The organism is Burkholderia sp. SJZ089 (assembly GCF_007828315.1).
Lineage (GTDB): Bacteria > Pseudomonadota > Gammaproteobacteria > Burkholderiales > Burkholderiaceae > Burkholderia > Burkholderia gladioli.
This window is the reverse complement of record NZ_VIUM01000016.1, coordinates 1-24,036: the sequence shown is the minus strand read 5'-3', so window position 1 is coordinate 24,036 and position 24,036 is coordinate 1. Positions and strand designations below refer to the sequence as shown.

At 68.1% G+C, this 24,036-nt stretch carries 19 protein-coding genes and 2 tRNA genes; 8 read left to right on the top strand and 13 right to left on the bottom strand.

Features of this window, described 5'->3' with window-relative positions; all coding sequences use genetic code 11:
- Positions 1–56: 56 nt before the first annotated feature.
- Entirely contained in the window at positions 57–833 is a 777-nt protein-coding gene (locus FB600_RS26460; RefSeq protein ID WP_025099849.1) for a molybdopterin-dependent oxidoreductase, read from the bottom strand.
- Between the two features lie 16 nt (positions 834–849).
- Complete coding sequence (locus FB600_RS26455) at positions 850–1,479, bottom strand: cytochrome b/b6 domain-containing protein (protein ID WP_098154748.1); 630 nt, start codon at positions 1,477–1,479, stop codon at positions 850–852.
- Positions 1,480–1,874: 395 nt separating this feature from the next.
- Here FB600_RS26455 and FB600_RS26450 point away from each other — a divergent pair, with 395 nt between their 5' ends.
- The gene (locus FB600_RS26450) at positions 1,875–2,423 is read left to right on the top strand and encodes a sigma-70 family RNA polymerase sigma factor (RefSeq protein WP_013698759.1); all 549 of its coding nucleotides are present in this window, start codon (positions 1,875–1,877) and stop codon (positions 2,421–2,423) included.
- Positions 2,420–3,061 carry a DUF1109 domain-containing protein gene (locus FB600_RS26445; protein ID WP_145757646.1) on the top strand — a complete coding sequence of 214 codons (642 nt, stop codon included), beginning with the start codon at positions 2,420–2,422 and terminating at the stop codon, positions 3,059–3,061. Before FB600_RS26450 ends, FB600_RS26445 begins: the two co-directional genes overlap by 4 nt.
- Positions 3,062–3,150: 89 nt before the next feature.
- Here the strand turns inward: FB600_RS26445 and FB600_RS26440 are convergent, their stop codons facing one another.
- The gene (locus FB600_RS26440; RefSeq protein ID WP_096750544.1) at positions 3,151–3,777 is read right to left on the bottom strand and encodes a TetR/AcrR family transcriptional regulator; all 627 of its coding nucleotides are present in this window, start codon (positions 3,775–3,777) and stop codon (positions 3,151–3,153) included.
- 140 nt (positions 3,778–3,917) lie between these two features.
- Between FB600_RS26440 and FB600_RS26435 the strand changes: the two genes are divergently transcribed.
- Positions 3,918–4,394, top strand: coding sequence for a RidA family protein (locus FB600_RS26435; RefSeq protein WP_098153822.1), 477 nt, complete (start codon positions 3,918–3,920; stop codon positions 4,392–4,394).
- A gap of 102 nt (positions 4,395–4,496) precedes the next feature.
- On the opposite strand, the gene xth is transcribed toward FB600_RS26435, so the two are convergent.
- Entirely contained in the window at positions 4,497–5,273 is a 777-nt protein-coding gene (gene xth, locus FB600_RS26430; RefSeq protein ID WP_096750542.1) for an exodeoxyribonuclease III, read from the bottom strand.
- A gap of 192 nt (positions 5,274–5,465) precedes the next feature.
- Between xth and FB600_RS26425 the strand changes: the two genes are divergently transcribed.
- A tRNA-Met gene (locus FB600_RS26425) sits at positions 5,466–5,542 on the top strand.
- Positions 5,543–5,704: 162 nt separating this feature from the next.
- Here FB600_RS26425 and FB600_RS26420 read toward each other — a convergent pair.
- From FB600_RS26420 to glnA, 4 genes are all read right to left on the bottom strand, one after another.
- Complete coding sequence (locus FB600_RS26420) at positions 5,705–7,831, bottom strand: prolyl oligopeptidase family serine peptidase (RefSeq protein WP_145757645.1); 2,127 nt, start codon at positions 7,829–7,831, stop codon at positions 5,705–5,707.
- A 178-nt stretch (positions 7,832–8,009) separates the two neighbouring features.
- On the bottom strand, positions 8,010–9,527 hold the full coding sequence (gene ntrC / locus FB600_RS26415; protein WP_098153820.1) for a nitrogen regulation protein NR(I): 1,518 nt from the start codon (positions 9,525–9,527) through the stop codon (positions 8,010–8,012).
- A gap of 39 nt (positions 9,528–9,566) precedes the next feature.
- A complete protein-coding gene (gene glnL, locus FB600_RS26410) occupies positions 9,567–10,709 on the bottom strand; it encodes a nitrogen regulation protein NR(II) (protein WP_025099840.1) in 1,143 nt (380 codons plus the stop codon).
- 166 nt (positions 10,710–10,875) lie between these two features.
- Positions 10,876–12,291: a type I glutamate--ammonia ligase gene (gene glnA / locus FB600_RS26405; RefSeq protein ID WP_013698767.1), complete on the bottom strand. Its 1,416-nt coding sequence runs from the start codon at positions 12,289–12,291 to the stop codon at positions 10,876–10,878.
- Between the two features lie 410 nt (positions 12,292–12,701).
- On the opposite strand from glnA, the gene FB600_RS26395 reads away from it, so the two are divergent.
- Positions 12,702–13,166, top strand: coding sequence for a rhodanese-like domain-containing protein (locus tag FB600_RS26395; protein WP_013698768.1), 465 nt, complete (start codon positions 12,702–12,704; stop codon positions 13,164–13,166).
- A 142-nt stretch (positions 13,167–13,308) separates the two neighbouring features.
- Here FB600_RS26395 and FB600_RS26390 read toward each other — a convergent pair whose 3' ends face one another.
- The 5 genes from FB600_RS26390 to hrpA form a co-directional block, all read right to left on the bottom strand.
- Entirely contained in the window at positions 13,309–14,121 is an 813-nt protein-coding gene (locus FB600_RS26390; protein ID WP_096750539.1) for a competence/damage-inducible protein A, read from the bottom strand.
- Positions 14,118–14,948, bottom strand: a complete 831-nt coding sequence (locus FB600_RS26385; protein ID WP_047837377.1) for an EI24 domain-containing protein — start codon at positions 14,946–14,948, stop codon at positions 14,118–14,120. Before FB600_RS26385 ends, FB600_RS26390 begins: the two co-directional genes overlap by 4 nt.
- Positions 14,949–15,185: 237 nt before the next feature.
- A complete protein-coding gene (locus tag FB600_RS26380) occupies positions 15,186–16,187 on the bottom strand; it encodes a sterol desaturase family protein (RefSeq protein ID WP_096750538.1) in 1,002 nt (333 codons plus the stop codon).
- A 19-nt stretch (positions 16,188–16,206) separates the two neighbouring features.
- Positions 16,207–17,205, bottom strand: a complete 999-nt coding sequence (locus tag FB600_RS26375) for a beta-propeller fold lactonase family protein (protein WP_017919207.1) — start codon at positions 17,203–17,205, stop codon at positions 16,207–16,209.
- 100 nt (positions 17,206–17,305) lie between these two features.
- Positions 17,306–21,733, bottom strand: a complete 4,428-nt coding sequence (gene hrpA, locus FB600_RS26370) for an ATP-dependent RNA helicase HrpA (RefSeq protein ID WP_145757644.1) — start codon at positions 21,731–21,733, stop codon at positions 17,306–17,308.
- Between the two features lie 23 nt (positions 21,734–21,756).
- Between hrpA and argA the strand changes: the two genes are divergently transcribed.
- The 3 genes from argA (at position 21,757) to FB600_RS26355 (ending at position 23,880) form a co-directional block, all read left to right on the top strand.
- Positions 21,757–23,124, top strand: coding sequence for an amino-acid N-acetyltransferase (gene argA / locus FB600_RS26365; protein ID WP_096750536.1), 1,368 nt, complete (start codon positions 21,757–21,759; stop codon positions 23,122–23,124).
- Between the two features lie 46 nt (positions 23,125–23,170).
- The gene (locus tag FB600_RS26360) at positions 23,171–23,446 is read left to right on the top strand and encodes an oxidative damage protection protein (RefSeq protein ID WP_013698775.1); all 276 of its coding nucleotides are present in this window, start codon (positions 23,171–23,173) and stop codon (positions 23,444–23,446) included.
- A 359-nt stretch (positions 23,447–23,805) separates the two neighbouring features.
- A tRNA-Val gene (locus FB600_RS26355) sits at positions 23,806–23,880 on the top strand.
- Positions 23,881–24,036 lie beyond the last annotated feature (156 nt).

Here is a 24,036-nt window from a genome sequence, read left to right as displayed (position 1 = left end):
GGTGGAAAAAATCGGTCCGTCCATCGCGGACCGTTTGGGGGAACAGCCGGCGGATCTCAGGATCCGCCGAACCAGTTGTAACCCTGGTCGACCCAGTAACCGCCCGGGTAGACATTGGTCACGAATATCTCGACGATGTGCTTCGGATTCTTGTAGCCGAGCTTGGTCGGCATCCGCAGCTTCATCGGGTAGCCGTATTGCGCCGGCAGGCGCTGGCCGTCGTAGTCGAAGGCCAGCAGCGTCTGCGGATGCAGGGCCGTGGCCATGTCGATGCTTTCGTAGTAGTCGTCGGCGCAGCGGAACCCCACGTACTTCGCGCTGGTGTCGGCGCCGACGCGCCGCAGGAAATCGCCGAAGCGCGTGCCGCCCCAGCGGCCGATCGCGCTCCAGCCTTCCACGCAGATATGCCGCGTGATCTGCTCCTCGTGCGGCAGGGCATACAGCTCGGGCAGCGTCCAGACGCGCTGTCCCTTCACCAGGCCGCCGAGCTTCAGGCGGAAGTCGCTGCCGTCCACCTGCGGCACCTGGTCGATGCCGTAGAAGGCATTGAAGGGGAACGGCCGCGTGATCTGCGCCTCGGTATAGGTGGGCGCGAGTGCGCGGGGATCGAACAGCGCGGCCTGCACGCGATCGTTGAGGCGCGAGACGGCGGACAGGAAACCGTCGACCGAGGCGTCGTCGCCGAGCGTGCAGCCGCTGAGCATCGACAGGCCGCCGAGCGTCAGCAGGCGCTTGCCGAACAGGCGCCGCGAGGGCATCGAGAGTTCACGTTGCGCATCGGCGAGCACGGTGTCGCGATCGACGCTCAGGCGCGGGCGGAGCAGGTTCTTCATGGTTCTTCTCCTGCGCTCAACGGCCGCGCAGCATGGTCAGCAGCGAGCGCGGCACCAAGGCCACCATCGCGACATGCACGACGATGAAGGCCGCCATCACCGCCATCGCGCAGAAGTGCACCACGCGCGCCGTGTCGTAGCCGCCGAACAGCTCGCGCAGCAAGGGAAACTGCACCGATTTCCAGATCGCGAGCCCCGACAGCACCAGCACGACCAGGTCGAGCACCACCACCAGGTAGGCGAGCTTCTGGACCGCGTTGTAGTGCGTCAGGTCCGCGTGCGAGAGCTTGCCGCGCAGGGCCGCGAACAGGTCGCGCAGCACCGCGCCGGGCGACAGCGGGAAAAAGCGCGCCGTGAAGCGTCCGCTGGCGAGGTTGATCGCCAGGTAGACCAGCCCGTTGAGCACCAGCAGCCACATCGCCGCGAAATGCCATTGCAGCGCGCCGCCGAGCCAGCCGCCCAGCGTCCACGACGAGGGGAACGTGATCGATTCGAACACCGGCGAGGCGTTGTAGATACGCCAGCCGGACAGCATCATCAGCAGCGCGGCCAGCGCATTGAGCCAGTGCGTGATGCGCAGCCAGACCGGATGCACCGGCTTGGCTCGCATCGGCTGCGGCCCGGATCGGATCAGGGAGAGTGCCATATCGAACACCGCGTAAGTGGATTGCAAGGATTCGTGTTCGTCGAACATGAACCGTCATGCCAAGGTATTCGATAGCGCGGTGATTTCGGTTACACCGGCGCGCAAATATTTTTGCCGTCGCGCCGTCACCCGCGCCGGGCGGCCGTCGAACCGGACAACGTGGTAGGCCGAAGCGAAGCGCGCGACCGCGAGGCGAGGCGATCGGGCCACGCGCTTGCGGCACCCAAATCCTTCGGTTATTCTGCGGCAGTCGTTCTAAAACAGTCGATCTAAAACCCCGATTTCGAAGACCTGAGCCGTCGTACCCAGGCGCGCGGCCCGCGCCGTCCCAGGTCGATGCCAGTCCGGCGGACACGCCCAGTCGCGACCGCCGCCCCGTCATCACAGGATGCACCTTGTACGCAGCGGAAGACCGCCTGAAAGCGCTGTTCGTCAGCGGACTCGACGGCAATGCCAACGCCTATCACGGCTTTCTGCAGGAATTGACGCGTCACCTGCGCGGTTATCTGCGCAAGCGCATTCCGCAATTGCACGACGACGTCGAGGACCTGGTCCAGGAGATCCTGCTGGCCGTCCATCATGCGCGCCACACCTATCGCAGCGACGAACCGCTGACGGCCTGGGTGCATGCGATCGCGCGCTACAAGCTGATGGATTTCTTCCGCTCGCGGTTTCGCCGCGAAGCGCTCAACGTGCCATTCGAGGACGATCACGAGGCGATGTTCGCCGTGGCCGACGACGAGCCGGCCCAGGCGCGCCACGATATCGGCAAGCTGCTCGAGCACCTGCCCGACAAGCAGCGGTTGCCGATCCTGCATGTGAAGCTGCAGGGTTTGTCGGTGACCGAGACGGCGGCACTGACGGGCTTGTCCGAATCGGCGGTGAAGGTGGGCGTGCATCGCGGGCTCAAGGCGCTGGCGGCGCGGATCCGGGGTGAGCGATGAGAACCGACGAACTGATCGGCCTGCTCGCCACCGGTGTCGCGCCCGCCGATCGCGGCGCCGCGGCGCGCCGCTTCGGCACGGCGCTGCCGCTCGGCCTGGGCGGCTCGCTGCTGCTGACCTGGTTGCTGTTCGGCTGGCGCCGCGACCTGGCACCGGCAATGGACACGGCCCTGTTCTGGATCAAGCTCGCCTTTCCGCTGGCCGTGGCGGCTGTCGCCTGGCCGCTGGCCGAACGCCTGGGCCGTCCCGGCTCGCGAGGCGGGCGTCGCTGGTGGCTGCTCGCGCTGCCCTTCCTGCTGGTGTGGATCGGCGGCGCACTCGTGCTGGCCGCCGCGGCGCCCGGAGCGCGCCTGCCGCTGATGCTGGGCCTGTCGTGGAAGGTCTGTGCGCTCAACATCCTGCTGCTGTCGACACCGAGCTTCGCCGCGGTGTTCTGGGCCATGCGCGCCCTGGCGGCGACCCGGCCGAGGCAGACCGGCGCGGTGGCCGGGCTGCTCGCCAGCGCGATCGCGACCGCCGCCTATTGCCTGCATTGCCCGGAGATGAGCCCGGCCTTCTGGGCGCTCTGGTATGTGCTGGGGATGTCGTTGCCGGCCGCGCTCGGCGCGCTGCTGGGGCCGCGCCTGCTGCGCTGGTGATGCGGCCGTCGCCGCGCGCTGCCGTTCGCTGCGGTTCGCTGCGGTTTGTCGATAAGGCGCGAGGCGTCGTCGCGAAGGATGTGCCGCCGCTACGTCTCTCGCGCCGGCCCGCGCGGCTTCGCCGTCGGCAGGCTCGCGCCGATCATCGCCAGCGCGGGCCGCACCGCCCCTTCGAGCAGCTCGCGCCGCGGCCGCACGCGGGCCAGCACGCGCAAGCCCAGCAAGACCGCGAACAGCATGCGCGCCGTATCGACCGCGGCCAGCTCGGGCGCAATCGTGCCCTCGGCCTGCCCCGCCTCGACGCAGCGCAGGAAAAAGGCCTCGATATCCTCGAGGATGCGTTCGAGCAACTGCTGGAAATCCGCGTCGTGCGGCGCCAGTTCCAGGGCGGTATTGACGATCATGCAGCCCTTGCGCTGCGCGTCCTGCACGGTGAGACGGATGATCTCCTCGAAGAAGGCGACGATCGCCTCACGCGGCGGCAATTGATGCTCGAAGCGTCGCACGCGATCGCGAAAGCCCGCCTCCACGTAGCGCTCGAAGGACCGGGCATACAGCGCGCGCTTGTCGCCGAAGGCGTTGTAGACGCTGGCGCCGGTCATGCCCATCGTCGTCGCCAGATCGCGCACCGAGGTCGAGGCATAACCATGCGACCAGAACTGCGCGATCGCCGCATCGAGCACGGCCTGCTCGTCGAATTCGCGTGGACGGGCCATCGCCGGGTTCCTCCCGTGGAATCGTCCGGGCGCGGGATGCGCCGGAGCCGATATTTTAGTGCAACCGTTCTGGAATACGCAGGCGCCGCCAGGCGTTCTGCAAGGAACGGGCCGGCCGGCCCGCCTTCTGGAGATGATTCGTGACGCAATCCGTCCTGCAACGCCTGGCTACGCTCGGCATCGAACTTCCCGCGCCGATCCGCCCGCTCGGCGCCTATCGCAGCGTCTCGCTCGTCGGCGATCTCGCGCACGTATCGGGGCTCGGCCCCTTTGAGCAAGGCAAGCCGGTGGTGGGCCAGGTGGGCAGCGAGATCTCGCCGGAACGCGCGCGGCAGGCCGCGCGCCTGACCATGGAGATGATCCTCGCCTGCCTGCACGAGGCCTGCGGGCTCGATCGCGTGCTGCGCTGCGTGAGGCTGACCGTCTACGTGCGCGCCGAGGCTTCGTTCACCGCGCATCCGCTGGTGGCCGACGGCGCGAGCGACCTGCTGCGCGAGTTGTTCGGCGAGGACGCGCTGCCGGCGCGCAGCGCGCTCGGTGTGCATACGCTGCCGATGGGCATCCCTGTCGAGATCGACAGCATCTTCGAGCTGACCCCGGCCGACGAGGTGCGCTGAGACGCGCGGAAACGGCAACGCGGCGGCACGATGGCCGCCGCGTCGTCTTCAATGCTTCGCGCGAACGTCAGGCCGGCGTCGCTGCCGCCGGCGCGCCCGCCTTCACTCGATGGTCGCGATCACCGGCGTGTGGTCCGAGGGCTGCTCCCAGGTGCGCGGCACGCGATCGACCTCGCAGGCCGTCAGCGTCCCGGCCAGCGCCGGCGACAGCAGGATGTGGTCGATGCGCAGGCCCGCGTTGCGGCGAAAGCCCATCATCCGGTAGTCCCACCAGGTGAAGGTCTTCTCGGGCTGCTCGAAGCGCCGGAACGCATCGACGAAGCCCATCTCGAGCAGCGCCGCGAAATGCGCGCGCTCCTGCGGCGATACCAGGTTCTGCCCTTCCCACTTGGCCGGATCGTGGACGTCGCGATCCTCGGGGGCGATGTTGTAGTCGCCCAGCAGCGCGAGCTTCGGATGGCGCGTCAGCTCGTCCTTGAGCCAGGCCTGCAGCGCGTCGAGCCATTGCAGCTTGTAGACGAACTTCTCCGAATCGGGCGCCTGCCCGTTCGGGAAATAGGCCGAGACGATCCGCACGCCGTTGACGGTGGCCGCGATCACGCGCTGCTGCGTATCCTCGAAGCCGGGAATGTTCTTCACGACATCGGTCTCGTCCACGCCGAGCGTGTCGCGAACCAGGATCGCCACGCCGTTGTAGGTCTTCTGGCCCGTGAACCAGCTGCGATAGCCGGCCGCTTCGAGGTCGGCCTTCGGGAATTTGTCGTCAGTGAGCTTCAGCTCCTGCAGGCAGAGCACGTCGGCGTGGCTGGTGGCCAGCCAGTCGAGCACGTGCTGTTTGCGCACGTTCAGGGAGTTGACGTTCCAGGTGGCGATCTTCATCGAATCGAGTGTCCGTGGTGTATCGGGCGGTGCCGGAATGGCCCGGCCGGCCGCGCTGCCGCGCGGTCAGACCGGCTCGACGGGAGTGTACCAGCGCAGAGGAATTGTTCCGTCCGCACCGGGCGCGTGAAATTTTTTTCTCGGTATTGTTTGACACACACGCGTAATACCCCTATACTTTGTTTTCTCTGACGCGGGGTGGAGCAGTCTGGCAGCTCGTCGGGCTCATAACCCGAAGGTCGTAGGTTCAAATCCTACCCCCGCAACCAAACACATCCGGCGATGTGCCACGCGGTTGACCGCTGCGTGATTCGCCAGACGAAGAACCCGGCCTTGTTGCCGGGTTTTTTGTTTTCCGCGTGCGCTCGCGTTCCATGCCGGCCGCGCGCGCGACAGGCGGCGAGTTTCCTCGCCGCCCTTCTCTCCGTCTATCAGCTTCCCGCCTTTGCCGGCGCAGGCCCCAGGTGCGCCCAGAGGAAGCCGAAATCGGCCGCATCCGATTCGGCGCGCTCCAGGTCGTCGGCGCTGCCGTGACCGCCGTCGGTGTTCTCCCAGTACCAGACCTGTTCGTGACCGAGCGACTGCATGCGCGCGGCCATCTTGCGCGCATGGGCGGGATGCACGCGATCGTCGCGCGTCGAGGTGCTCAATAGCAAGGGCGGATACATGCGATCCGCGCGCACGCGGTGATACGGCGAATAGGCGGCCAGCGCCGCGCCCTGCCGTGCATCGTCGGGGTCGCCGTATTCGTCGAGCCAGGCCGCGCCCGCGTGCAGCTTCGGGTAACGCTGCATGTCGAGCAAGGGCACCTGGCAGAGCACCGCGCCGTACAACTCGGGCCGCTGCACCATGCAGGCCGCCACCAGCAGGCCGCCGTTGCTGCCGCCCTCGATGCCGAGCTGCGCGGCCGTGGTCACGCCGCTGTCGATCAGGTGCTCGGCCACCGCGATGAAGTCGTCGAAGGAGCGCTGCCGATGTTCGCGCTGCGCATCGGTGTGCCAGCGCGAGCCGAACTCGCCACCGCCGCGGATATGCGCGAAGGCGGCCACGCCGCCGCGCTCCAGCCAGGCAATGCCGAGCGCGTCGCTGTAGGCCGGCAGGTTCGGAATCGCGAAGCCGCCGTAGCCCGACAACAGGCAGGGGCGCGCGATGTGCCGCGTCACACCTTGCGCGTCGGTCTCACCGTCGAGCGCGTCGCGCGGCCCGATCAGCGTGTAAGGCACCTCGGTGCCGTCGCGCGAGCGCGCCACCGCGCGACGCACCACCAGTCCACTCGCCTCGAACTGCACGGGCGGCCGGTCGAGCAGCACGCGGCGCGCGGCGGCATCCTCGGCCTGGTCGGCAAGATCGGCGAGCCAGCATTCGGGTGGATCGAGAAAGGTATCGACGTCGACGAACACCTCGTCATTCAGCGTCGGCTCCACCGGCTCGAGATCGATCTCGGCCTCACCGCTCCAAGCGAACGGCCGCGAAGTCCAGGTCCAGCCGCCGTCCTCCTGCTGTTGCGGCTGCCAGAGCAAGGTGCGATTGCGCACGTCGTCGAGCCAGCTCGCGATCAACGTGTGGCGCGTGTGGGTCCAGCTGCAGGCCGAGGTCGAGGGCCCCGGCGCGAACAGCGTGGTGAAGCTGCGAGAGCCGGCCAGGAAGGCATCCTCGCGGATCGCCAGCAGCGAACCGCCGGCGTGCAATACGCCCTCGCAATCCCAGTCGAGACGCGGCTCCAGCACCAGCCAGCCGTGCCAGAAGCCGACCACCACGTGCGCGGGCACCTCGTAGCGCCGCCACTCCCCCGCCGCGTCGAGCCGGTAGGTATGCAGGTCGAAGAAGTCGACGCTGCGCCAGGCGGTATGGCGCTGCTCGATCGGATCGAAGGCCGCGCCGGCGCTGATGTCGTCGGGCTCGCCGCGGAACACCACGGGCGCCTCGTCGAGCGCCGTGCCGCGCGTCCAGCGCCGCACCTCGTAGGGATAACCGGCCTCGGTGGTCGAGTCCTCGTCGCGCTCCCAGCTCACGTAGACGGTATCGCGATCGATCCAGTCGACGGTGTGATTGCCGGGTTCGTCGATCCGGAAACCGTCCTCGACGAAGCAGCGTCGCTCCAGGTCGAACTCGCGCACCACCACCGCGTCGGCACCGCCCGGCGACAGCGACAGCAGCGCGCGATCGCCGTCGGGATAGAGGATCGCGTCGTGCTCGAACACCCAGGATTCGCGCTCGTGCGCGCCGAGCGCGTCGACATCGAGCAGCACCTGCCAGTCCGGCTTGCCGGCGCGCCAGTCGTCCCAGCGCGCGCGGCGCCATAGGCCCTTGGGATGGCGATCGTCCTGCCAGAGGTCGTAGGCCCACTCGCGCCAGCGCGCCGGGATCACGGGCCGCTCGCGCGGCAGGTAGGCCTTGGCCAGGCGCGCGGCGAGCGCGTTGAAGGCTTCGTCGTGGCGCAACGCGGCGTGGGTGCGCGCGTTCTGCTCGTCGACCCAGGCGCGGGCGCGCCGGCTGTCGAGCGATTCGAGGAACTTGAAGGGATCCGGCCCGTCGGGCCAGTGGAACGAATCGGACATCGTGGTTCGGCTGGAGAGCAAACCCCGATTATGTCCGATCGCGCGGTGCGCGATGAAAAGCGTGGAAAACCGCGAGCGACCACGCACGGCGACGCATCGAGCATGCCGGCCGCGACATCTCGCGAAACGGCGAACGCGCGGCAGCCGGCCAGGGCCGCCGCGCGTCTGCCGTCCGGCATCACGGCTCCAGGTGCAGTTCCTGGATCTTGCGCGTGATGGTGTTGCGGCCGATGCCGAGCCGCTCGGCCGCCTCGACCTTGCGGCCGCGCGTGAAGTCGAGCGCCTCGCGGATCACGGCTGCCTCGAAGCGGCGCGCGAGCTCGTCCATCACGTCGGCCGAGTTCTCGCGCAGCAGCCGCGCGACCTCGGTGCGCAGGCCCTGCTCCCAGACCGGATGGCTGGACACGGGCGCGGCCACCGCGCCGCTGGCGATCGGCGCGCCCGGCAGCACGCCGCCCATCGCGCCATTCGTGCCGGCCGGCAGCGCATCGCTGCTGACCGCCGCCGCGGCCGGCGTCACGCCCTCGCCGGGCGCGGCCTGCGCCGGGCCCAGGTCGGGCGGCAGGTCCTTGATCTCGACGGTCTGCGCCGGCGCCATCACGGTCAGCCAGTTCGCGAGGTTCTCCAACTGCCGCACGTTGCCGGGGAACGGCAGCGAGGTCAGGTAGGCGAGCGCCTCGTCCGAGACGCGCTTGGGCTCGACGCCGAGATCGCGCGCGCTCTTCTGCAGGAAGTGGCGCGTGAGCAGCGGGATGTCCTCGCTGCGCTCGCGCAGCGCCGGCAAGCGCAGCCGGATCACGTTGAGGCGGTGATACAGGTCCTCGCGGAACAGGCCCTGGCGCACCCGCGACTCGAGGTTCTGGTGGGTCGCCGCGATCACGCGCACATTGGCGCGCAGCGGGTTGTGGCCGCCCACGCGATAGAACTGCCCGTCCGACAGCACGCGCAGCAGGCGCGTCTGCAGGTCGAAGGGCATGTCGCCGATTTCGTCGAGGAACAGCGTGCCGTTCTCGGCCTGCTCGAAGCGGCCCTGGCGCGTGGTCTGCGCGCCGGTGAAGGCGCCCCGCTCGTGGCCGAACAGTTCGGACTCCAGCAGGTCCTTCGGGATCGCCGCGGTGTTCAGCGCGATGAAGGGGCCGTTCGCGCGCGGGCTATGGCGGTGCAGCGCACGCGCCACCAGCTCCTTGCCGGTGCCCGATTCGCCCGTGATCAACACGGTCGCGGCCGAGTGCGAGAGCCGGCCGATGGCGCGGAACATGTCCTGCATGGCGGGCGCCTGGCCCAGCATCTCCGGCGCGTCGGCGAGCTTGTCGTCGTCGGGCACGCCGCCGCGCAGGCTTTCCTCGACCGCGCGCCGGATCAGCTCGACCGCCTTGTCGACGTCGAAGGGCTTGGCCAGGTACTCGAAGGCGCCGCCCTGGAAGGCCGCCACCGCGCTGTCGAGGTCGGAGAACGCGGTCATGATGATGACGGGCAGGCCCGGCATGCGCTCGTGCATCGCCTGCAGCAGCTCGAGGCCCGAACCGCCCGGCATCCGGATGTCGGATACCAGCACCTGCGGCGATTCATGGTCGAGCGCGGCCAGCGCCTCACGAACGTTCGAGAAGCTTCGGGTCGCGAAGCTGTCGCGCGCGAGTGCCTTTTCGAGCACCCAGCGAATCGATTGGTCGTCGTCTACTATCCAGATCGGCTTCATAGGTCGGTCAGATGGATCGGTGAGTCGCTGCACTGCCGCTCAATGATCGAGCGGCAGCAAAATCTGAAATTCGGTACGCCCCGGCCGGCTTTCCACCTCGATCATCCCATCGTGCTGCTGCACGAAGGTCTGCGCGAGCGTGAGGCCGAGGCCGCTGCCGTCCTCTCGCCCCGACACCAGCGGATAGAAGATCCGGTCGCGGATGTCCTCGGGAATGCCGGGGCCGTTGTCGATCACGTGCAAGTCCAGTGCCAGCTTGAACAGTTTCTTGCCGATCGTGATCTTGCGCGCCACGCGGGTGCGCAATTCGATGCGCGCATCGCCCTGGGCGATGCGTTCGCGCAGCGCCTGGGCGGCGTTGCGCACGATGTTGAGCAGCGCCTGGATCAACTGCTCCTTGTCGCCGCGCAGGTCGGGCACGCTGACGTCGTAGTCGCGCTCGATGGTCAGCCCGCGCGGGAATTCGGCCAGCATCACGGCGCGCACGCGCTCGCAAACCTCGTGCACGTTGACGTCGCCGACGATGTGCGGATGCCGATGCGGCTCCAGCAGCCGGTCGACCAGCGTCTGCAGCCGGTCGGATTCCTTGATGATCACCTGCGTGTACTCGCGCAGCTCGCCGCGCTCCCGCTCGGACAGCTCGAACTCGAGCAGTTGCGCCGCGCCGCGGATGCCGCCGAGCGGATTCTTGATCTCGTGCGCGAGATTGCGGATCAGGTGCTTGTTGACCGCGGTCAGGTCGTGGATCCGCTCCTCGCGGTCGGTGCGCGACTGTCGCTCGTTCTCGAACAGCTCGACCAGCACGTAGTCGGGCGCGCCCTCCAGGAAACCGACGATCGCATGCACGTGCAGCGCCTCGCGGCCCGGCCGCTCCAGCACGGTGTCGAGATGGGTGGCCTGGAAACGGCCCTCGCCGATCGCCGTGATGGTGGTCGCCAGCTCGGTCGAGTTCGGGAACAGGTCGCTCCACGGCATCTGCGCCAGTTGGCGGCGCGAGATGTCGAGCATCGCCTCGGCCGACGGGTTCGCGAAGGCGATCCGCAGCGTGCGGCGATCGAGCACCAGCACCACCGTGGGCAGCGCCTCGAGCCCGTTCAGCAGCCCCGAGCGCAACAGCCTCTCGTCGTCCGACAGCCGCTCCGGCTGCCCTGCCCTGGCCTTGATCAGATTCTTCAGAACCATCTTGCGTGGATGCCCGCCCGTGACTGGTGAAACGCTGCAATGAAAAAGGGACGGCCCAACGCCGTCCCCTTCGCGTGTGCCCGGCTGCCGGGAAGCTTTCGCTCCCGGAAACCGGACGGCAGGACGGCGCTTCGCTCGATGACGTGACGAAGCGCCATCGCCACGCTTACAGCGAGTAGTACATCTCGAACTCGACCGGGTGCGTGGTCATGCGGAACTTCGCGAGTTCCTGTTCCTTCAGGCCCAGGTACGCGTCGATCATCGCATCGGTGAACACGCCGCCGCGCGTCAGGAACTCGCGATCCTTGTCGAGTGCCTCGAGCGCCTGGTCCAGGCCCGCGCAGACGGTCGGGATCTTTGCATCCTCTTCCGGCGGCAGGTCGTACAGGTTCTTGTCGGCGGCCTCGCCCGGATGGATCTTGTTCTGGATACCATCCAGACCCGCCATCAGCAGGGCCGAGAAGCACAGGTACGGGTTCGCCATCGGATCCGGGAAGCGCGTCTCGATACGACGGCCCTTCGGGTTCGACACGTGCGGAATGCGGATCGATGCCGAGCGGTTGCGTGCCGAGTAGGCCAGCTTGACCGGTGCCTCGAAGTGCGGGACCAGACGCTTGTACGAGTTCGTCGTCGGGTTGGTGATCGCGTTCAGCGCACGGGCGTGCTTGATGATGCCGCCGATGTAGAACAGCGCCGTTTCCGACAGGCCGGCGTAGCCGTTGCCCGCGAACAGGTTCTGGCCGTCCTTCCAGATCGACTGGTGCACGTGCATGCCCGAGCCGTTGTCGCCGACCACCGGCTTCGGCATGAAGGTCGCCGTCTTGCCGTAGGAATGCGCGACGTTGTGGACGATGTACTTCAGCCATTGCGTCCAGTCGGCGCGCTCGACCAGGGTCGAGAACTTCGTGCCGATTTCGTTCTGGCCCTGGCCCGCCACTTCGTGGTGGTGCACTTCGACCGGGATGCCGATCTGCTCGAGCAGCAGGCACATTTCCGAACGGATGTCCTGGAACGTGTCGACCGGCGCGACCGGGAAGTAGCCGCCCTTGGTGCCCGGGCGGTGGCCCGTGTTGCCGCCTTCGAAGTCCTTGCCCGACGACCACGGGGCTTCCTCGGAATTGATCTTCACGAAGGTGCCCGACATGTCCGTGTTCCACTGGACCGAGTCGAAAATGAAGAATTCCGGCTCCGGACCGAAGAAGGCCGTGTCACCGATGCCCGTGCTCTTCAGGTAGGCTTCGGCGCGCTTGGCCAGCGAGCGCGGGTCGCGCTCATAGCCCTTGCCGTCGGCCGGCTCGACCACGTCGCAGGTCAGCACCAGGGTCGACTCTTCGTAGAACGGGTCGACGAAGGCAGCGGCCGGATCCGGCATGAGCAACATGTCCGACGCTTCGATCCCCTTCCAGCCCGCGATCGACGAACCGTCGAATGCATGGCCGCTTTCGAACTTGTCTTCGTCGAAAGCCGACACCGGCACCGACACGTGCTGTTCCTTGCCGCGCGTGTCCGTGAAGCGGAAATCGACAAACTTGACGTCCTCGTCCTTCACGAGCTGCATGACGTCGGCGACGGTTTTACTCATAACCTCTTCTCCTGATTGAACAAATCCGGCGGACTGGGACCGCCTCCGTTAAGCGGATGAATCGGCTTCGGTGCTGGAGCGCAGCAAGGGGGCCGACTTGACCGGAGCTACTAAAGCAGCTTCCATGCCACCCATGCGCCAGTTCGGCGCGGCGGGCGGCGAACCGCGCCGGGACAGGGCCGCCCCGCGCGCTTTCGGGGCTTGGCCGGCTCGGCTCGGCGCATTCGATGCACCAAATATAGGCAAAAACGAGAGAAACGCACCAAAATAATGCCGATCCGTCCCCGAGGGCGGATTCCGCACCGATTTGGTGATTTTGCGCGCCACCGGCAGGCAGACGCGCGCTCGCGGCCCGACCCGCGCGGCTCGCGCGCTAGAATGCCGGTTTGAGTCGACCAGAGAGTCTCGCCATGACCACGCTCGAACAGCTCTATGCCCACGCCGACGCGCACCGCGTCGAAGGCAAGCTGAACTACGGCGGCGCCCTGCCGCCCGCCGAAGCCTTCGAACTGCTGCAACTGGACCCGGCCGTGCGCCTGGTCGACGTGCGCACCCGCGCCGAACTCGACTGGGTCGGCCGCCCGCTGGTCGGCGACGGCCAGTACGCGCATATCGAATGGACCCGCTATCCCGGCGGCGTGCCGAATCCCGATTTCATCGAGCAGTTGAAGGCGGTGGCCGGGCCCGACACGCCGGTGCTGTTCCTGTGCCGCAGCGCGGCGCGCTCGAAGCTGGCCGCGGTGGCCGCCGCGCAGGCCGGCTACACGAAGGCGTTCGACGTGCTCGAGGGTTTCGAGGGCGCGAAGGACGGTCAAGGGCATCGGAAGACGGTCGAAGGCTGGTGCTATCGCAAGCTGCCCTGGATCGGCGCTTGAAGGTGGCAGGCGGTCGGGCTCATCGTCCGGCCGCGCGATGACATCACGATGACGGGCCGCGAGATGCGGCCCGTGTCGTTTGCGGGGAAGCCCGGCTGCCGAAGCCGGGGAAACGGTTGACGGCGGCGCCCGGTGCCGCGGCTCAGCGCGCCGCCTCGGGCTCGACGATATCGCCGCCGAGATGATGCACGCCCTCGCGCAGCTTCACGAAGGCGGCCGCCACCGCCTCCGGTTCGCCCTTCACGCCCAGCTCGATATGGCGGCGCGCATAGATGCCGCCGCGCTCGGCGTCGCCCACGCTGGGCAGGCTGAACACGCGCACGCCGGCGAAATCCTGCTCGATGCGCTCCATCAGCGGCGTCAGCGTCGATTCCGGCAGCTCGAACACCAGCACCGAGCGCTCGGTAAACGGCGTCGCATGATGCAGGTGCTGGTACTTGGTATCGAGCACCCACTCCATCATCGGCCAGGCCATCACCGGGAAGCCGGGCACGAAATGCACGTCGCCGCAGGAAAAGCCCGGAATCTTGTTGTAGCCGTTCGGGATGATGGCGGCGCCCTGCGGGAAGGTGCCCATCTCGAAGCGATGGCGGTTCTCCGGTGACTCGAAATCGACCGGCGCGGCGGCGTCGCCGTGCATCTCGCGGATCCGTTCGGCGATCAGCTCGCGCGCCTCGGGATGCAGCGCCAGCGGCACGCCGAGCGCGGCCGCCGCGCACTGGCGCGTGTGGTCGTCGGGCGTGGCGCCGATGCCGCCGGTCGAGAACACGATGTCGCCGGCCGCGAAGGCGCGCTTGAGCGCCGCCGTGATGCGCTCGCGCGAATCGCCGACGTACTCGGCCCAGTCGAGCGCGAGGCCGCGCGCGCCGAGCAGTTCGATGATCTTCGCCAGATGCTTGTCCTGACGGCGACCGGACAGGATCTCGTCGCCGATGATGATGATGCCGATGCTCATTGATGCCTCGTCAATGCTTGGGAAGGTGCGGCAGCGGCCGCGCGCAGGTCCTGCAACGCGTGCAGGCAATAGAAACCGAACCACAATGCCGAGAAGACGAGGATGAAGGCGTAGACCCAGATCATCGCCGCCGCGACGAACGGGAACAGCACCATCGTCCAGATCGACGATACCCAGATGAAGGTCGGCACCGTGCCGAGCAGGCCGCTGGCGATGCCGATCCCCAGCAGCGGCCAGCGGTGCCGGCGCACCAGCGCGCGCCGCTCCTCGGCGCTGGCATGCTGGGCGAGCGCGTCGTAGCTCATCACGCGATAGGTCAGCCAGCCCCAGATCAGCGGCGGCAGCAGCGCGAAGAACGGCGGAATCAGCCACAGCGGCAGCGTGACGATCAGCACCACGATGCTGGCCAGCGCGGCCCACAGCGAATTGAAGGCACTGCCGTACCAGGTGCCGCCGCGCCGCTGCTCGAGCGAGGCGAACTGGCGCCGCGACAGATGGGCGACCACCACCGGCGTCGAGATGGCGGCGATCAGCAGCAGCACGGTCAGCACGATCAGCGGAATCGCCACCGCCACCACCAGGAACGGCGCCACCACCGCATGCAGTTGCGGCACGCCGATCGAGGCGAAGAAATGGTAGATCCAGGCGGTCAGCGCGAAGCCCTCGAGCGCGGCGCGCGCGAGGCCCACCAGCGGCTGCCAGGCAAACCAGAGCACGATGCCCCAGCCGAGCGCGGCGACGATGAACGGCACGAACGTGAGCCAGAGCATCCGCGGGTGCAGCGCACTCGCGAGAGCCCGGCCGAAGGAGCGCAGCAGGTCGGTCATGCGGGCGGATAAGGGGAGAAATGGATCAGGGCGGCCCCAAGCATAAACCACGTCGCGCCCGGCCGGCAAAACCGCGATGCGCCCGGGCCGGGATGGGAATGCCGAAGCGGCGGGGCCGGCTCGGGATGAACCACCGGGGCGCCCAAAAGCAAACCGCCCGGATTCGGGAGAACCGGGCGGTTTCGGGAAGCGGGGACAATCGTGTCGTATGTCGTACAGCAGGCCCGGCGGCGGCGCTCAGGCCGTGCCGGCCGAGACACCCGGCTTGCCGGGCTTGCGCCCTGCCAGGCGCCGCGCGATGCGCACCATCGCGAGCCAGTGCTGGGACCAGAAACCATCGCCATAGGACACGCCCTGGTATTGCTCGCGGATGCCGGTGGGCTCGGGCGTCTTGTTCCAGGACGCGGTGCGGAACAGCATGTCCCACCAGGGGAACAGCACGCCGAAATTGCAGCCGTAGGCGGTGCCTTCGTGGCCGTAGCCGACCGCGTGATGGCGCCGGTGGAAGGCCGGGCTGACCAGCAGGCGCTCGCCGAGCCAGCCGAACGGCAGCCGCGCGTTGGTGTGCTGCACGCTCTGCACGAAGTTCGAGAGCGCCGTCAGCACCACGAACTGCGAGGGCGACACGCCGATCACCAGCGCGATGGCGGCGAAGAAGCAGCCCTGGATCAGATCGTCGAGCAGGTGGTTGCGGTCGTCGGTCCACAGCGACATCTGCCGCTGGCTGTGATGAACCGCGTGCAGTTCCCACCACACGCCGATCCGGTGCTGCCAGCGGTGATACCAGTAGCCGGCGAAATCGAGCACCACCAGATAGATCAGGAAGGCCACCAGCGGCTGCGAGGTCACCCCGGGCCACAGCGTGTCGAGATTGAGGTTCGCGACGCCCTTGAGCCGCAGCCACGACTGGAAATTGTCGAACAGGGGCTGCATCGCGAAGAAGAAGAACAGCGTGAAGATGCCGAGCTTGGCGATCAAGGTGTAAAGCACGTCGACGCGCGTCTCGCGGCGGTGCTGCCACGACTCGACCGGCCGCAGCGCCTCGAGCGGGCGCAGCAGCAGGTACATCGCCACCACCTGCAGCGCGCCGACGATCACCCAGTACAGCGCGTCGTAGGTGTCCTCGTCGTAGTCCATCAGGTCGAACCTGAACATCAGCGGCTGAACGATATCGACGTACAGCCAGGTCTGCAGGTTCGACACGAAGGTATCGAGCATCGAGGCGATCATGTGCAGCATCGGCGTGCTCCGGCCGGCGTCAGGCGCCGTTGGGCGCCGTCACCGGCGCGCGATCGTAGAAATAGATGCCGTGCGGCGAGCGGCCGACCGGGATCGTCTGGATCAGGCGGCGGCTGGCCAGGTCGATCACGCCGACCTTCTTGGCGAAGCGGAAGGTCACCCACAGCGTCTTGCGGTCGGCCGACAGCTCCATGTCGTCGGGGCCGGGCAGCAGGCCGGTGATGTCGCCGACGTTGGTGAGCGTGTTCTCGTCGATGATGCTGATGGTGTTCGCGACCCGATTGGTCACCGCCACGTGGGTACCGTCGGCCAGCGAGCGGAAGTTGTGGGCGCCCTTGCCGGTCGGGATGGTCTTGACCACCTTCTGGTTGCGCCAGTCCACCACCGCCACGTAGTCGGCGCCGGTCATGCCGACCAGCACGTACTTGTCGCCGGGCGTCATCCACAGGCCGGCCGGCACCTTGCCGACCTTCATCTTCCACTTGACCGTCTGGGTCGGCAGGTCGATCGCGGCCAGCTCGCCCGACACCTGCAGCGACACCAGCACGGTGCGGCTGTCCTTGGTGAAGGCCAGGTGGCTCGGCATCACCTGCAGCGGCACGCGCTTGACCAGGTGGACGTTCTGGCCGTCGTAGCCGTAGATGTCGACGCGGTCCAGGCGCAGGCCGGCCGCCACGAACCACTTGCGGTCGGGCGAGAAGCCGAGCTGGTAGGGATCGTCGATGCCTTCCACGGTACGCTGCGGCGCGCCGGTACGCGGATCGAGGAACATCAGGCTGTTCGACACCGAATTGGCGACGATCAGCGAGGAATTGTCGGGCGTCGCCATCAGGTGATGCGGTTCCTTGCCGGTCGGCAGCGTGCCGACCACCTGGTGCGAGTGCTCGTCGATCAACGACAGGGTCGCCTCGGCCGAATTCAGCACGATCACGTTATTGGCGAAGGCGGCGGGCGCCGCGGCGACGGTCAGCGCGCCGAACAGCAGGGCGGCGCGACCGAGGGACAGGAAATTGCGCATGGAGACTCACGTCGGGAAACAGCCGTCATTGTAGAACGTTCGAGCGGACGTCCGGTTGACCGGCAGCCCGCCCGAATTCGCCTGCGCGGCCGGAACTGCGCTAGCGCTGCAGCGACTCCCAGACCTTGTGCAGCCGCTTGACCGAGACCGGCATCGGGGTGCGAAGTTCCTGCGCGAACAGCGAGATGCGCAATTCCTCGAGCAGCCAGCGGAACTCGGTGAGCCGCGCATCGGCCGCCCCGCCGCGCTGCGACAGGGCCCGCTGGTACTGCTGGTTGAGCGGCGCGAACTCGGCCAACTGGCGCGCGTCGCGGGCCGCATCGGCCTTCAGCTTGTCGATGCGCATCGCGATCCCCTTCAGGTAGCGCGGGAAGTGCGCGAGCTGCGGGTACGGCGTGTCGATCACGAAACGCTTGCCGACCAGCGCGCCGAGCTGCGCCGTCATGTCGGCATGGGCGGCCGCGAAGGGCTTGGCCTGGGCCAGCTTCTTGCCGAGCCCGGCGTACTCGGCCAGGATCTGGCCGACCAGCCGCGCGATCTCCTGCGCCAGCAGGTTCAGGCGGCTGCGGCCCTCGTCGCGGCGCGCGTGGAAGCCCGCGTCGTCGATCGGCAGCGGGTCCTGCAGGCAGGCGCGATCCAGGGCGGTGTCGATCAACTGGTCGCGCAACTCGTCCTGCGAGCCCAGCGTCATGTACTGCATCGCCATCTCGCGCAGGCCCGGCAGGTTCTTCTCCAGGTACTTGATCGGCTCCTTCAACTGCAGCGCGAACAGGCGCCGCAGCCCGGCGCGATGGATGCGCGCCGCCTCCTCGGGCGAGTCGAACACCTCGACGTCGCAATGCGTGCCGCGATCGACCAGGGCCGGATAGCCGAACAGCGTCTGGCCGCGCCGGCGGATTTCAAGCAGCTCGGGCAGCTTGCCGAAGTTCCAGGTGGTGAGGTTCTCGTAGAGCGCGGTCGCGCCGCCCTGCGCGCCCTGCGCGCCTTGCCCACCTTGGCCGCCCTCGCCCGCGCCGCCGGCCGCGCCCTTGGCGGTGGCCGGCGCGGTGCGCGGCGGCGCCGAACGCCCGCCGGTGCCGGGCGCGGCCGGCGCCGGCCGCAGCTCGGCGCCCTCGGCCGATTCGCCGGCCGGCGCCAACGTGGCCGCCGCGGCGATCTTCTGGAAGTGCTGCTGCGCCTGCGCGCCGAGTTCGCCGCGCAACTGGGCCAGGTTGCGGCCCATGCCGAGCTGCCGGCCATGCTCGTCGATCACCTTGAAGTTCATGAACAGGTGGGCGGCCAGCGTTTCCAGCTTGAAATCCGAGGATTTCATGGCGATCTGCGTCTGGTTGCGGATATCGCCGATCAGCACGTCAAGCAGCGCGCCGGCGCCGAAGCGCTCGCCGCCCGCGCGCTCGACGAAACCGGCCGCGAACTCGGGCAGCGGCACGCAGTGGCGGCGCAGCTTCTGCGGCAGCGACTTCAGCAGCAACTGCACCTTCTCCTTGAGCATGCCCGGCACCAGCCACTCGGCGCGGCGCGCGTCCACCTGGTTCAGGGCGTAGAGCGGCACCTGCAGGGTCACGCCGTCGCGCGGCGAGCCGGGCTCGAAGTGATAGCTCAGGCCCATCTCGACGCCGGCCATGGTCAGCCGCTTCGGGAACAGGTCGGTGGTCACGCCGGCCGCCTCGTGGCGCATCAGGTCGTCGCGCGACAGGTACAGCAGGCGCAGCTTGTCCTCGGGCTGGCCGCTCTTCCTTACCTCGTCGCGATACCAGCGCTCGAACGCCGCGCCGGTGTGGATGCCTTCGGGGATCGCCTGGTCGTAGAAGCCGTGGATCAGCTCGTCGTCGACCAGCACGTCCTGGCGGCGCGACTTGTGCTCGAGCTGCTCGATATCGGCCAGCAGCTTGCGGTTGTGGGCGAAGAAGGCGAGCTTCGTATCGAATTCGCCGTCCACCAGCGCGCCGCGGATGAACAGCTCGCGCGCGCGCCGCGGATCCTGCCGGCCGAATGCCACGCGGCGGCGGTTGTAGATGATCAGGCCATACAGCGTGCCGCGCTCGTAGGCGCTCACCTGGGCCGGCTTCTTCTCCCAGTGCGGCTCCGAGAGCGAGGTCTTGAGCAGGTGCGCGCCGATCTTCTCGACCCATTCGGGCTCGATCCTGGCCAGGCAACGCGCATAGAGCCGGCTGGTCTCCACCAGCTCGGCGGCCATCACCCAGCGCCCGGCCTTCTTGACCAGGGCCGAGCCCGGCCACAAATGGAACTTGATGCCGCGCGCGCCCAGGTAGTGCGGCTCGTCGTCGGCCTTCATGCCGATATTGCCCAGCAGGCCCGTGAGCAAGGACAGGTGAACCTGCTCGAAGGTCGCCTCGACCTCGTTCAGGCGCCAGCCGTGCTCGCGCACCACCGTCAGCAGCTGGCTGTGGACGTCGCGCCACTCGCGCAGCCGCAGGTGCGAGAGGAAGTTGGCGCGGCAGGCGTCCACCAGTTGCCGGTTCGACTTCTTGTGCGCCACCGCCTCCTCGAACCAGCTCCAGATCCGCAGCCATTGCAGGAATTCGGAGCGCTCGTCGGCGAACTTGCGGTGCGCCTGGTCGGCCTGCTCCTGGGCCTCGATCGGCCGGTCGCGCGGGTCCTGCACCGACAGCGCGCTGGCGATGATCAGCACCTCGCGCAGCGCCTGCTGGTCTCGCGCGGCCAGGATCATGCGGCCCACCCGCGGATCGAGCGGCAGCCGCGCCAGCTCGCGGCCGAGCGGGGTCAGCGCGTTGTCGTCGTCGACCGCGCCGAGCTCGTTGAGCAGTTGGTAGCCGTCGGCGATCGCGCGGCCCGGCGGCGGCTCGATGAACGGGAAGGACTCGATCGAGCTCAGGTGCAGCGACTTCATGCGCAGGATCACGGCCGCCAGCGAGGAACGCAGGATTTCCGGATCGGTGAAGCGCGCGCGGGCGAGGTAGTCGGCTTCCTCGTAGAGGCGGATGCAGATGCCGTCGGCCACGCGGCCGCAACGGCCGGCACGCTGGTTGGCGGCCGCCTGCGAGATCGACTCCACCTGGAGCTGCTCGACCTTGTTGCGATAGGAATAGCGCTTGACGCGCGCCAGCCCCGTGTCGACCACGTAGCGGATGCCCGGCACGGTCAGCGAGGTTTCGGCCACGTTGGTGGCCAGCACGATGCGGCGCGCGTTCGAGGCCTTGAACACGCGTTCCTGGTCGCCCGCCGAGAGCCGCGCGAACAGCGGCAGGATCTCGGTATGCGGCGGATGGTGCTTGCGCAGCGCCTCGGCCGCCTCGCGGATCTCGCGCTCGCCGGGCAGGAACACCAGCACGTCGCCGGGGCCCTCGCGGCACAGCTCGTCGACCGCGTCGACGATGCCGTCCATCAGGTCGCGCTCGGCCTCGCGCGCACTCTTCTGGCGGTCGCGCCCGGAGGCGGCGCCCTCGGCGTTGCGAATCGCGGCCGGGCGATCGTCGGCGATCGGCCGGTAGCGCATCTCGACCGGGTACAGGCGGCCGCTGACCTCGAACACCGGCGCCGGCTTCTCCTCGCTGCCGAAATGGCACGCGAAACGCTCGGCGTCGATGGTCGCCGAGGTCACGATCAGCTTCAGGTCGGGGCGCTTGGGCAGGATCTGCTTCAGGTAGCCGAGCAGGAAGTCGATGTTGAGGCTGCGCTCGTGCGCCTCGTCGATGATCAGCGTGTCATAGGCGCGCAACAGCGGATCGGTCTGCGTCTCGGCCAGCAGGATGCCGTCCGTCATCAGCTTGACCGAGGCGCCGGGCGCGAGATTGTCGGTAAAACGTACCTTGTAGCCGACCACCTCGCCGAACGGCGTGCCGAGTTCCTCGGCGATGCGGCGGCCGGTGGACGAGGCGGCCAGCCGGCGCGGCTGGGTGTGGCCGATAAGGCCCTTGCCGCCGGCGCCGAGCCCGCGGCCGAGCTCGAGACAGATCTTCGGCAACTGGGTGGTCTTGCCCGAACCGGTCTCGCCGCAGACGATCACCACCTGGTTGGCGGCGATCGCGCGCGCGATCTCCTCGCGCTTGCCCGAGACGGGCAGGCTTTCGGGGAAGCTGATCGGCGGGATCGGGTTCGGCGTCACCGGCGCTCGCGCGGCGCGCGGCGCGCGGGCTTCACGCGGCTCGCGCTGTTCGCGCGGGGGGCGGGCTTCGCCGCCCTCGGCCCTGGCGCGCGCCTCGCGGCCCCGGGCATCGTCCTTGCCCTGGCCGCCCTGGCGGGGTTCGTGCGGCGGCTGGCTTTCGCGCGGCGCGCGGCCGTCTCGCGGGCCGGCGCCTTCGCGGCGCGGCTGGCCGGCGCCGGCCTCGCGCTCCTGGCGCGGCGCGCGCGGCGGCCGCTCGGGCTGTGCCTGGCCCGGGCGGGTGTCTCGAGCGGAGGAAGAAGGCGCCGAGGGCGCGGCTTGCGGCGCACGACGCGGCGGCTGCGATTGCGGCGAGGGGGACGCGGGGGACGCGGCCGGTTGCGCGCGTTCGCCGGCCTGCGCATCCGGGTGCTTCGGTGCGGAGCTTTTGGGTACATTCGACATGGGGGCGCATTATAATCCCGCCCATGAATTCCCAAACCGACCTCCCCGCCGCCCCGGCGCCGTCGCCCGTCGACACGACCGCGATCAGCCACGCCCAGTTCGTCGACTGGATGCGCTCCGTCGCGCCCTATATTCACAAGTTTCGCAACAGCACCTTCGTGGTCGGTTTCGGCGGCGAGGTGGTGCAGCAGGGGCTGCTCAACGCGCTGGTCGCCGACATCGCCCTGCTGCAGGCGATGGGCATCCAGATCGTGCTGGTGCACGGCTCGCGGCCGCAGGTCGAGGAGCAGTTGAGCCTGCATGGGGTGGAGTCGGAGTTCTCGCACGGGCTGCGCATCACCGACGCGCGCGCGCTCGAGTCGTCCAAGGAGGCGGCCGGCGAAGTGCGCCTGGACATCGAGGCGGCGATCAGCCAGGGCCTGCCGAATTCGCCGATGGCGCATGCCCACATCAGCGTGGTGTCGGGCAACTTCGTCACGGCGCGCCCGGTGGGGGTTCTCGACGGCGTCGATTTCCAGCACACCGGCGTGGTGCGCAAGATCGATGCCGAATCGATCCGCCACTCGCTGGCCAGCCGCAAGCTGGTGCTGCTCTCGCCGCTGGGCTTTTCGCCGACCGGCGAAGCCTTCAACCTGTCGATGGAGGATGTCGCCTCGGCCGCCGCGATCGCGCTGCGCGCCGACAAGCTGATCTTCCTGACCGAGGCGCCCGGCGTGCTCGACAGCGAGGGCGAACTGGTCCGCGAAATGTCGCTCGACGCGGCCGCCGACCTGCTCGATTCCGGCAACGTGCAGGGCGACGAGGCCTTCTACCTGAAGCACGCGGTTCGCGGCTGCCGCGGCGGCGTGGCACGGGCGCATCTGCTGCCCTACACGCTGGACGGCAGCGTGCTGCTCGAACTGTTCCTGCACGACGGCGTGGGCACCATGATCTCGTACGAGAACCTGGAAAGCCTGCGCGAGGCCACCCCCGACGACGTGGGCGGCATCCTCACGCTGATCGAGCCGCTCGAGACCGACGGCACCCTGGTACGGCGCGGCCGCCACCAGATCGAACGCGACATCGACCACTTCTCGGTGATTGAGCACGATGGCGTGCTGTTCGGCTGCGCGGCGCTCTATCCGTATACGCAGGAGAAGATCGGCGAGATGGCCTGCCTGACCGTGGCGCCCGAGGCGCAGGGCTCGGGCGATGGCGAACGCCTGCTCAAGCGCATCGAGCAGCGCGCCCGCGCGCGGGGCCTCACGCGCATCTTCGTGCTCACCACCCGCACCGAACACTGGTTCCTCAAGCGCGGCTTCGTCAAGGCGACCGTCGACGACCTGCCCGAGGACCGCCGCAAACTCTATAACTGGCAGCGCAAGTCGCTCGTGCTGATGAAGCACCTCTGAGCGGCGCGACGCGCGCCACCCCAGTCGATCACAGGAGAAGTCAACGATGACCCGTATGGTTCAATGCGCCAAGCTCGGCAAGGAAGCCGAAGGCCTCGATTTTCCGCCGCTGCCGGGCGAACTCGGCAAACGCATCTATGAAAGCGTCTCGAAGGAAGCCTGGCAGGGCTGGCTCAAGCAGCAGACGATGCTGATCAACGAGAACCGCCTGAACATGGCCGACCCGCGCGCGCGCCAGTACCTGGTCAAGCAGACCGAGAAGTACTTCTTCGGCGACGGCGCCGACCAGGCCGCCGGCTTCGTGCCGCCGACCGAGGGCTGATCGCCTTCCCTGCTTCGTCCGCGTGGTGCATTGGCGCCGCGCGGACGGGTTGCCTCCTCTCCCTTCCGCTTTTCCCTCTTTCCCTCCTCCCCGCACCTCGCCAAGGCATGCCGATCGGCCAGCCCTGACGCGCTCGACTCCATCGGTTCGACGCCGGCTGCCTTCCGCCATCCCGCGCTCCGGCGACAAATTCACATTCATGCAAAATAACGCTGGAAAAAAGTGAACGATGACGCTAGAATCACGCCTCGATTCGCGTTACGGCACTGCTAAGGCACGGATCGCATCCCGCCGGATGGAATGAGACGAAAATAAGGCTTGACGCAGCAACGAAGCCCCGTCATAATTCAAGGCTCTTTGGGCGGTTAGCTCAGCGGTAGAGCACTGCCTTCACACGGCAGGGGTCACTGGTTCGATCCCAGTACCGCCCACCAAAGAATTCGCCGATTCAGGCATGAAAAAAGCCCTGCACTTGCAGGGCTTTTTTCATTTCGGTGACCCGTCCTGAAATAGGTTGACACTTTTTCGACGAATCGAAGAGGTGGCAAGTGGGGCAAGGGATCAAGCGGACGCAGCGCGACTACAGCCTG

What these genes read in the sequence shown, in the direction of transcription:
- FB600_RS26380 (WP_096750538.1), bottom strand. Translation starts at nt 16,187, where the DNA reads ATGCTGCACATGATCGCCTCGATGCTCGATACCTTCGTGTCGAACCTG.
- glnA (WP_013698767.1), bottom strand. Translation starts at nt 12,291, where the DNA reads ATGAGTAAAACCGTCGCCGACGTCATGCAGCTCGTGAAGGACGAGGAC.
- hrpA (WP_145757644.1), bottom strand. Translation starts at nt 21,733, where the DNA reads ATGTCGAATGTACCCAAAAGCTCCGCACCGAAGCACCCGGATGCGCAG.
- FB600_RS26440 (WP_096750544.1), bottom strand. Translation starts at nt 3,777, where the DNA reads ATGGCCCGTCCACGCGAATTCGACGAGCAGGCCGTGCTCGATGCGGCG.
- FB600_RS26420 (WP_145757645.1), bottom strand. Translation starts at nt 7,831, where the DNA reads ATGTCCGATTCGTTCCACTGGCCCGACGGGCCGGATCCCTTCAAGTTC.
- FB600_RS26445 (WP_145757646.1), top strand. Translation starts at nt 2,420, where the DNA reads ATGAGAACCGACGAACTGATCGGCCTGCTCGCCACCGGTGTCGCGCCC.
- FB600_RS26390 (WP_096750539.1), bottom strand. Translation starts at nt 14,121, where the DNA reads ATGAGCATCGGCATCATCATCATCGGCGACGAGATCCTGTCCGGTCGC.
- FB600_RS26360 (WP_013698775.1), top strand. Translation starts at nt 23,171, where the DNA reads ATGACCCGTATGGTTCAATGCGCCAAGCTCGGCAAGGAAGCCGAAGGC.
- xth (WP_096750542.1), bottom strand. Translation starts at nt 5,273, where the DNA reads ATGAAGATCGCCACCTGGAACGTCAACTCCCTGAACGTGCGCAAACAG.
- FB600_RS26375 (WP_017919207.1), bottom strand. Translation starts at nt 17,205, where the DNA reads ATGCGCAATTTCCTGTCCCTCGGTCGCGCCGCCCTGCTGTTCGGCGCG.
- argA (WP_096750536.1), top strand. Translation starts at nt 21,757, where the DNA reads ATGAATTCCCAAACCGACCTCCCCGCCGCCCCGGCGCCGTCGCCCGTC.
- FB600_RS26460 (WP_025099849.1), bottom strand. Translation starts at nt 833, where the DNA reads ATGAAGAACCTGCTCCGCCCGCGCCTGAGCGTCGATCGCGACACCGTG.
- FB600_RS26395 (WP_013698768.1), top strand. Translation starts at nt 12,702, where the DNA reads ATGACCACGCTCGAACAGCTCTATGCCCACGCCGACGCGCACCGCGTC.
- ntrC (WP_098153820.1), bottom strand. Translation starts at nt 9,527, where the DNA reads ATGAAGCCGATCTGGATAGTAGACGACGACCAATCGATTCGCTGGGTG.
- FB600_RS26455 (WP_098154748.1), bottom strand. Translation starts at nt 1,479, where the DNA reads ATGGCACTCTCCCTGATCCGATCCGGGCCGCAGCCGATGCGAGCCAAG.
- glnL (WP_025099840.1), bottom strand. Translation starts at nt 10,709, where the DNA reads ATGGTTCTGAAGAATCTGATCAAGGCCAGGGCAGGGCAGCCGGAGCGG.
- FB600_RS26385 (WP_047837377.1), bottom strand. Translation starts at nt 14,948, where the DNA reads ATGACCGACCTGCTGCGCTCCTTCGGCCGGGCTCTCGCGAGTGCGCTG.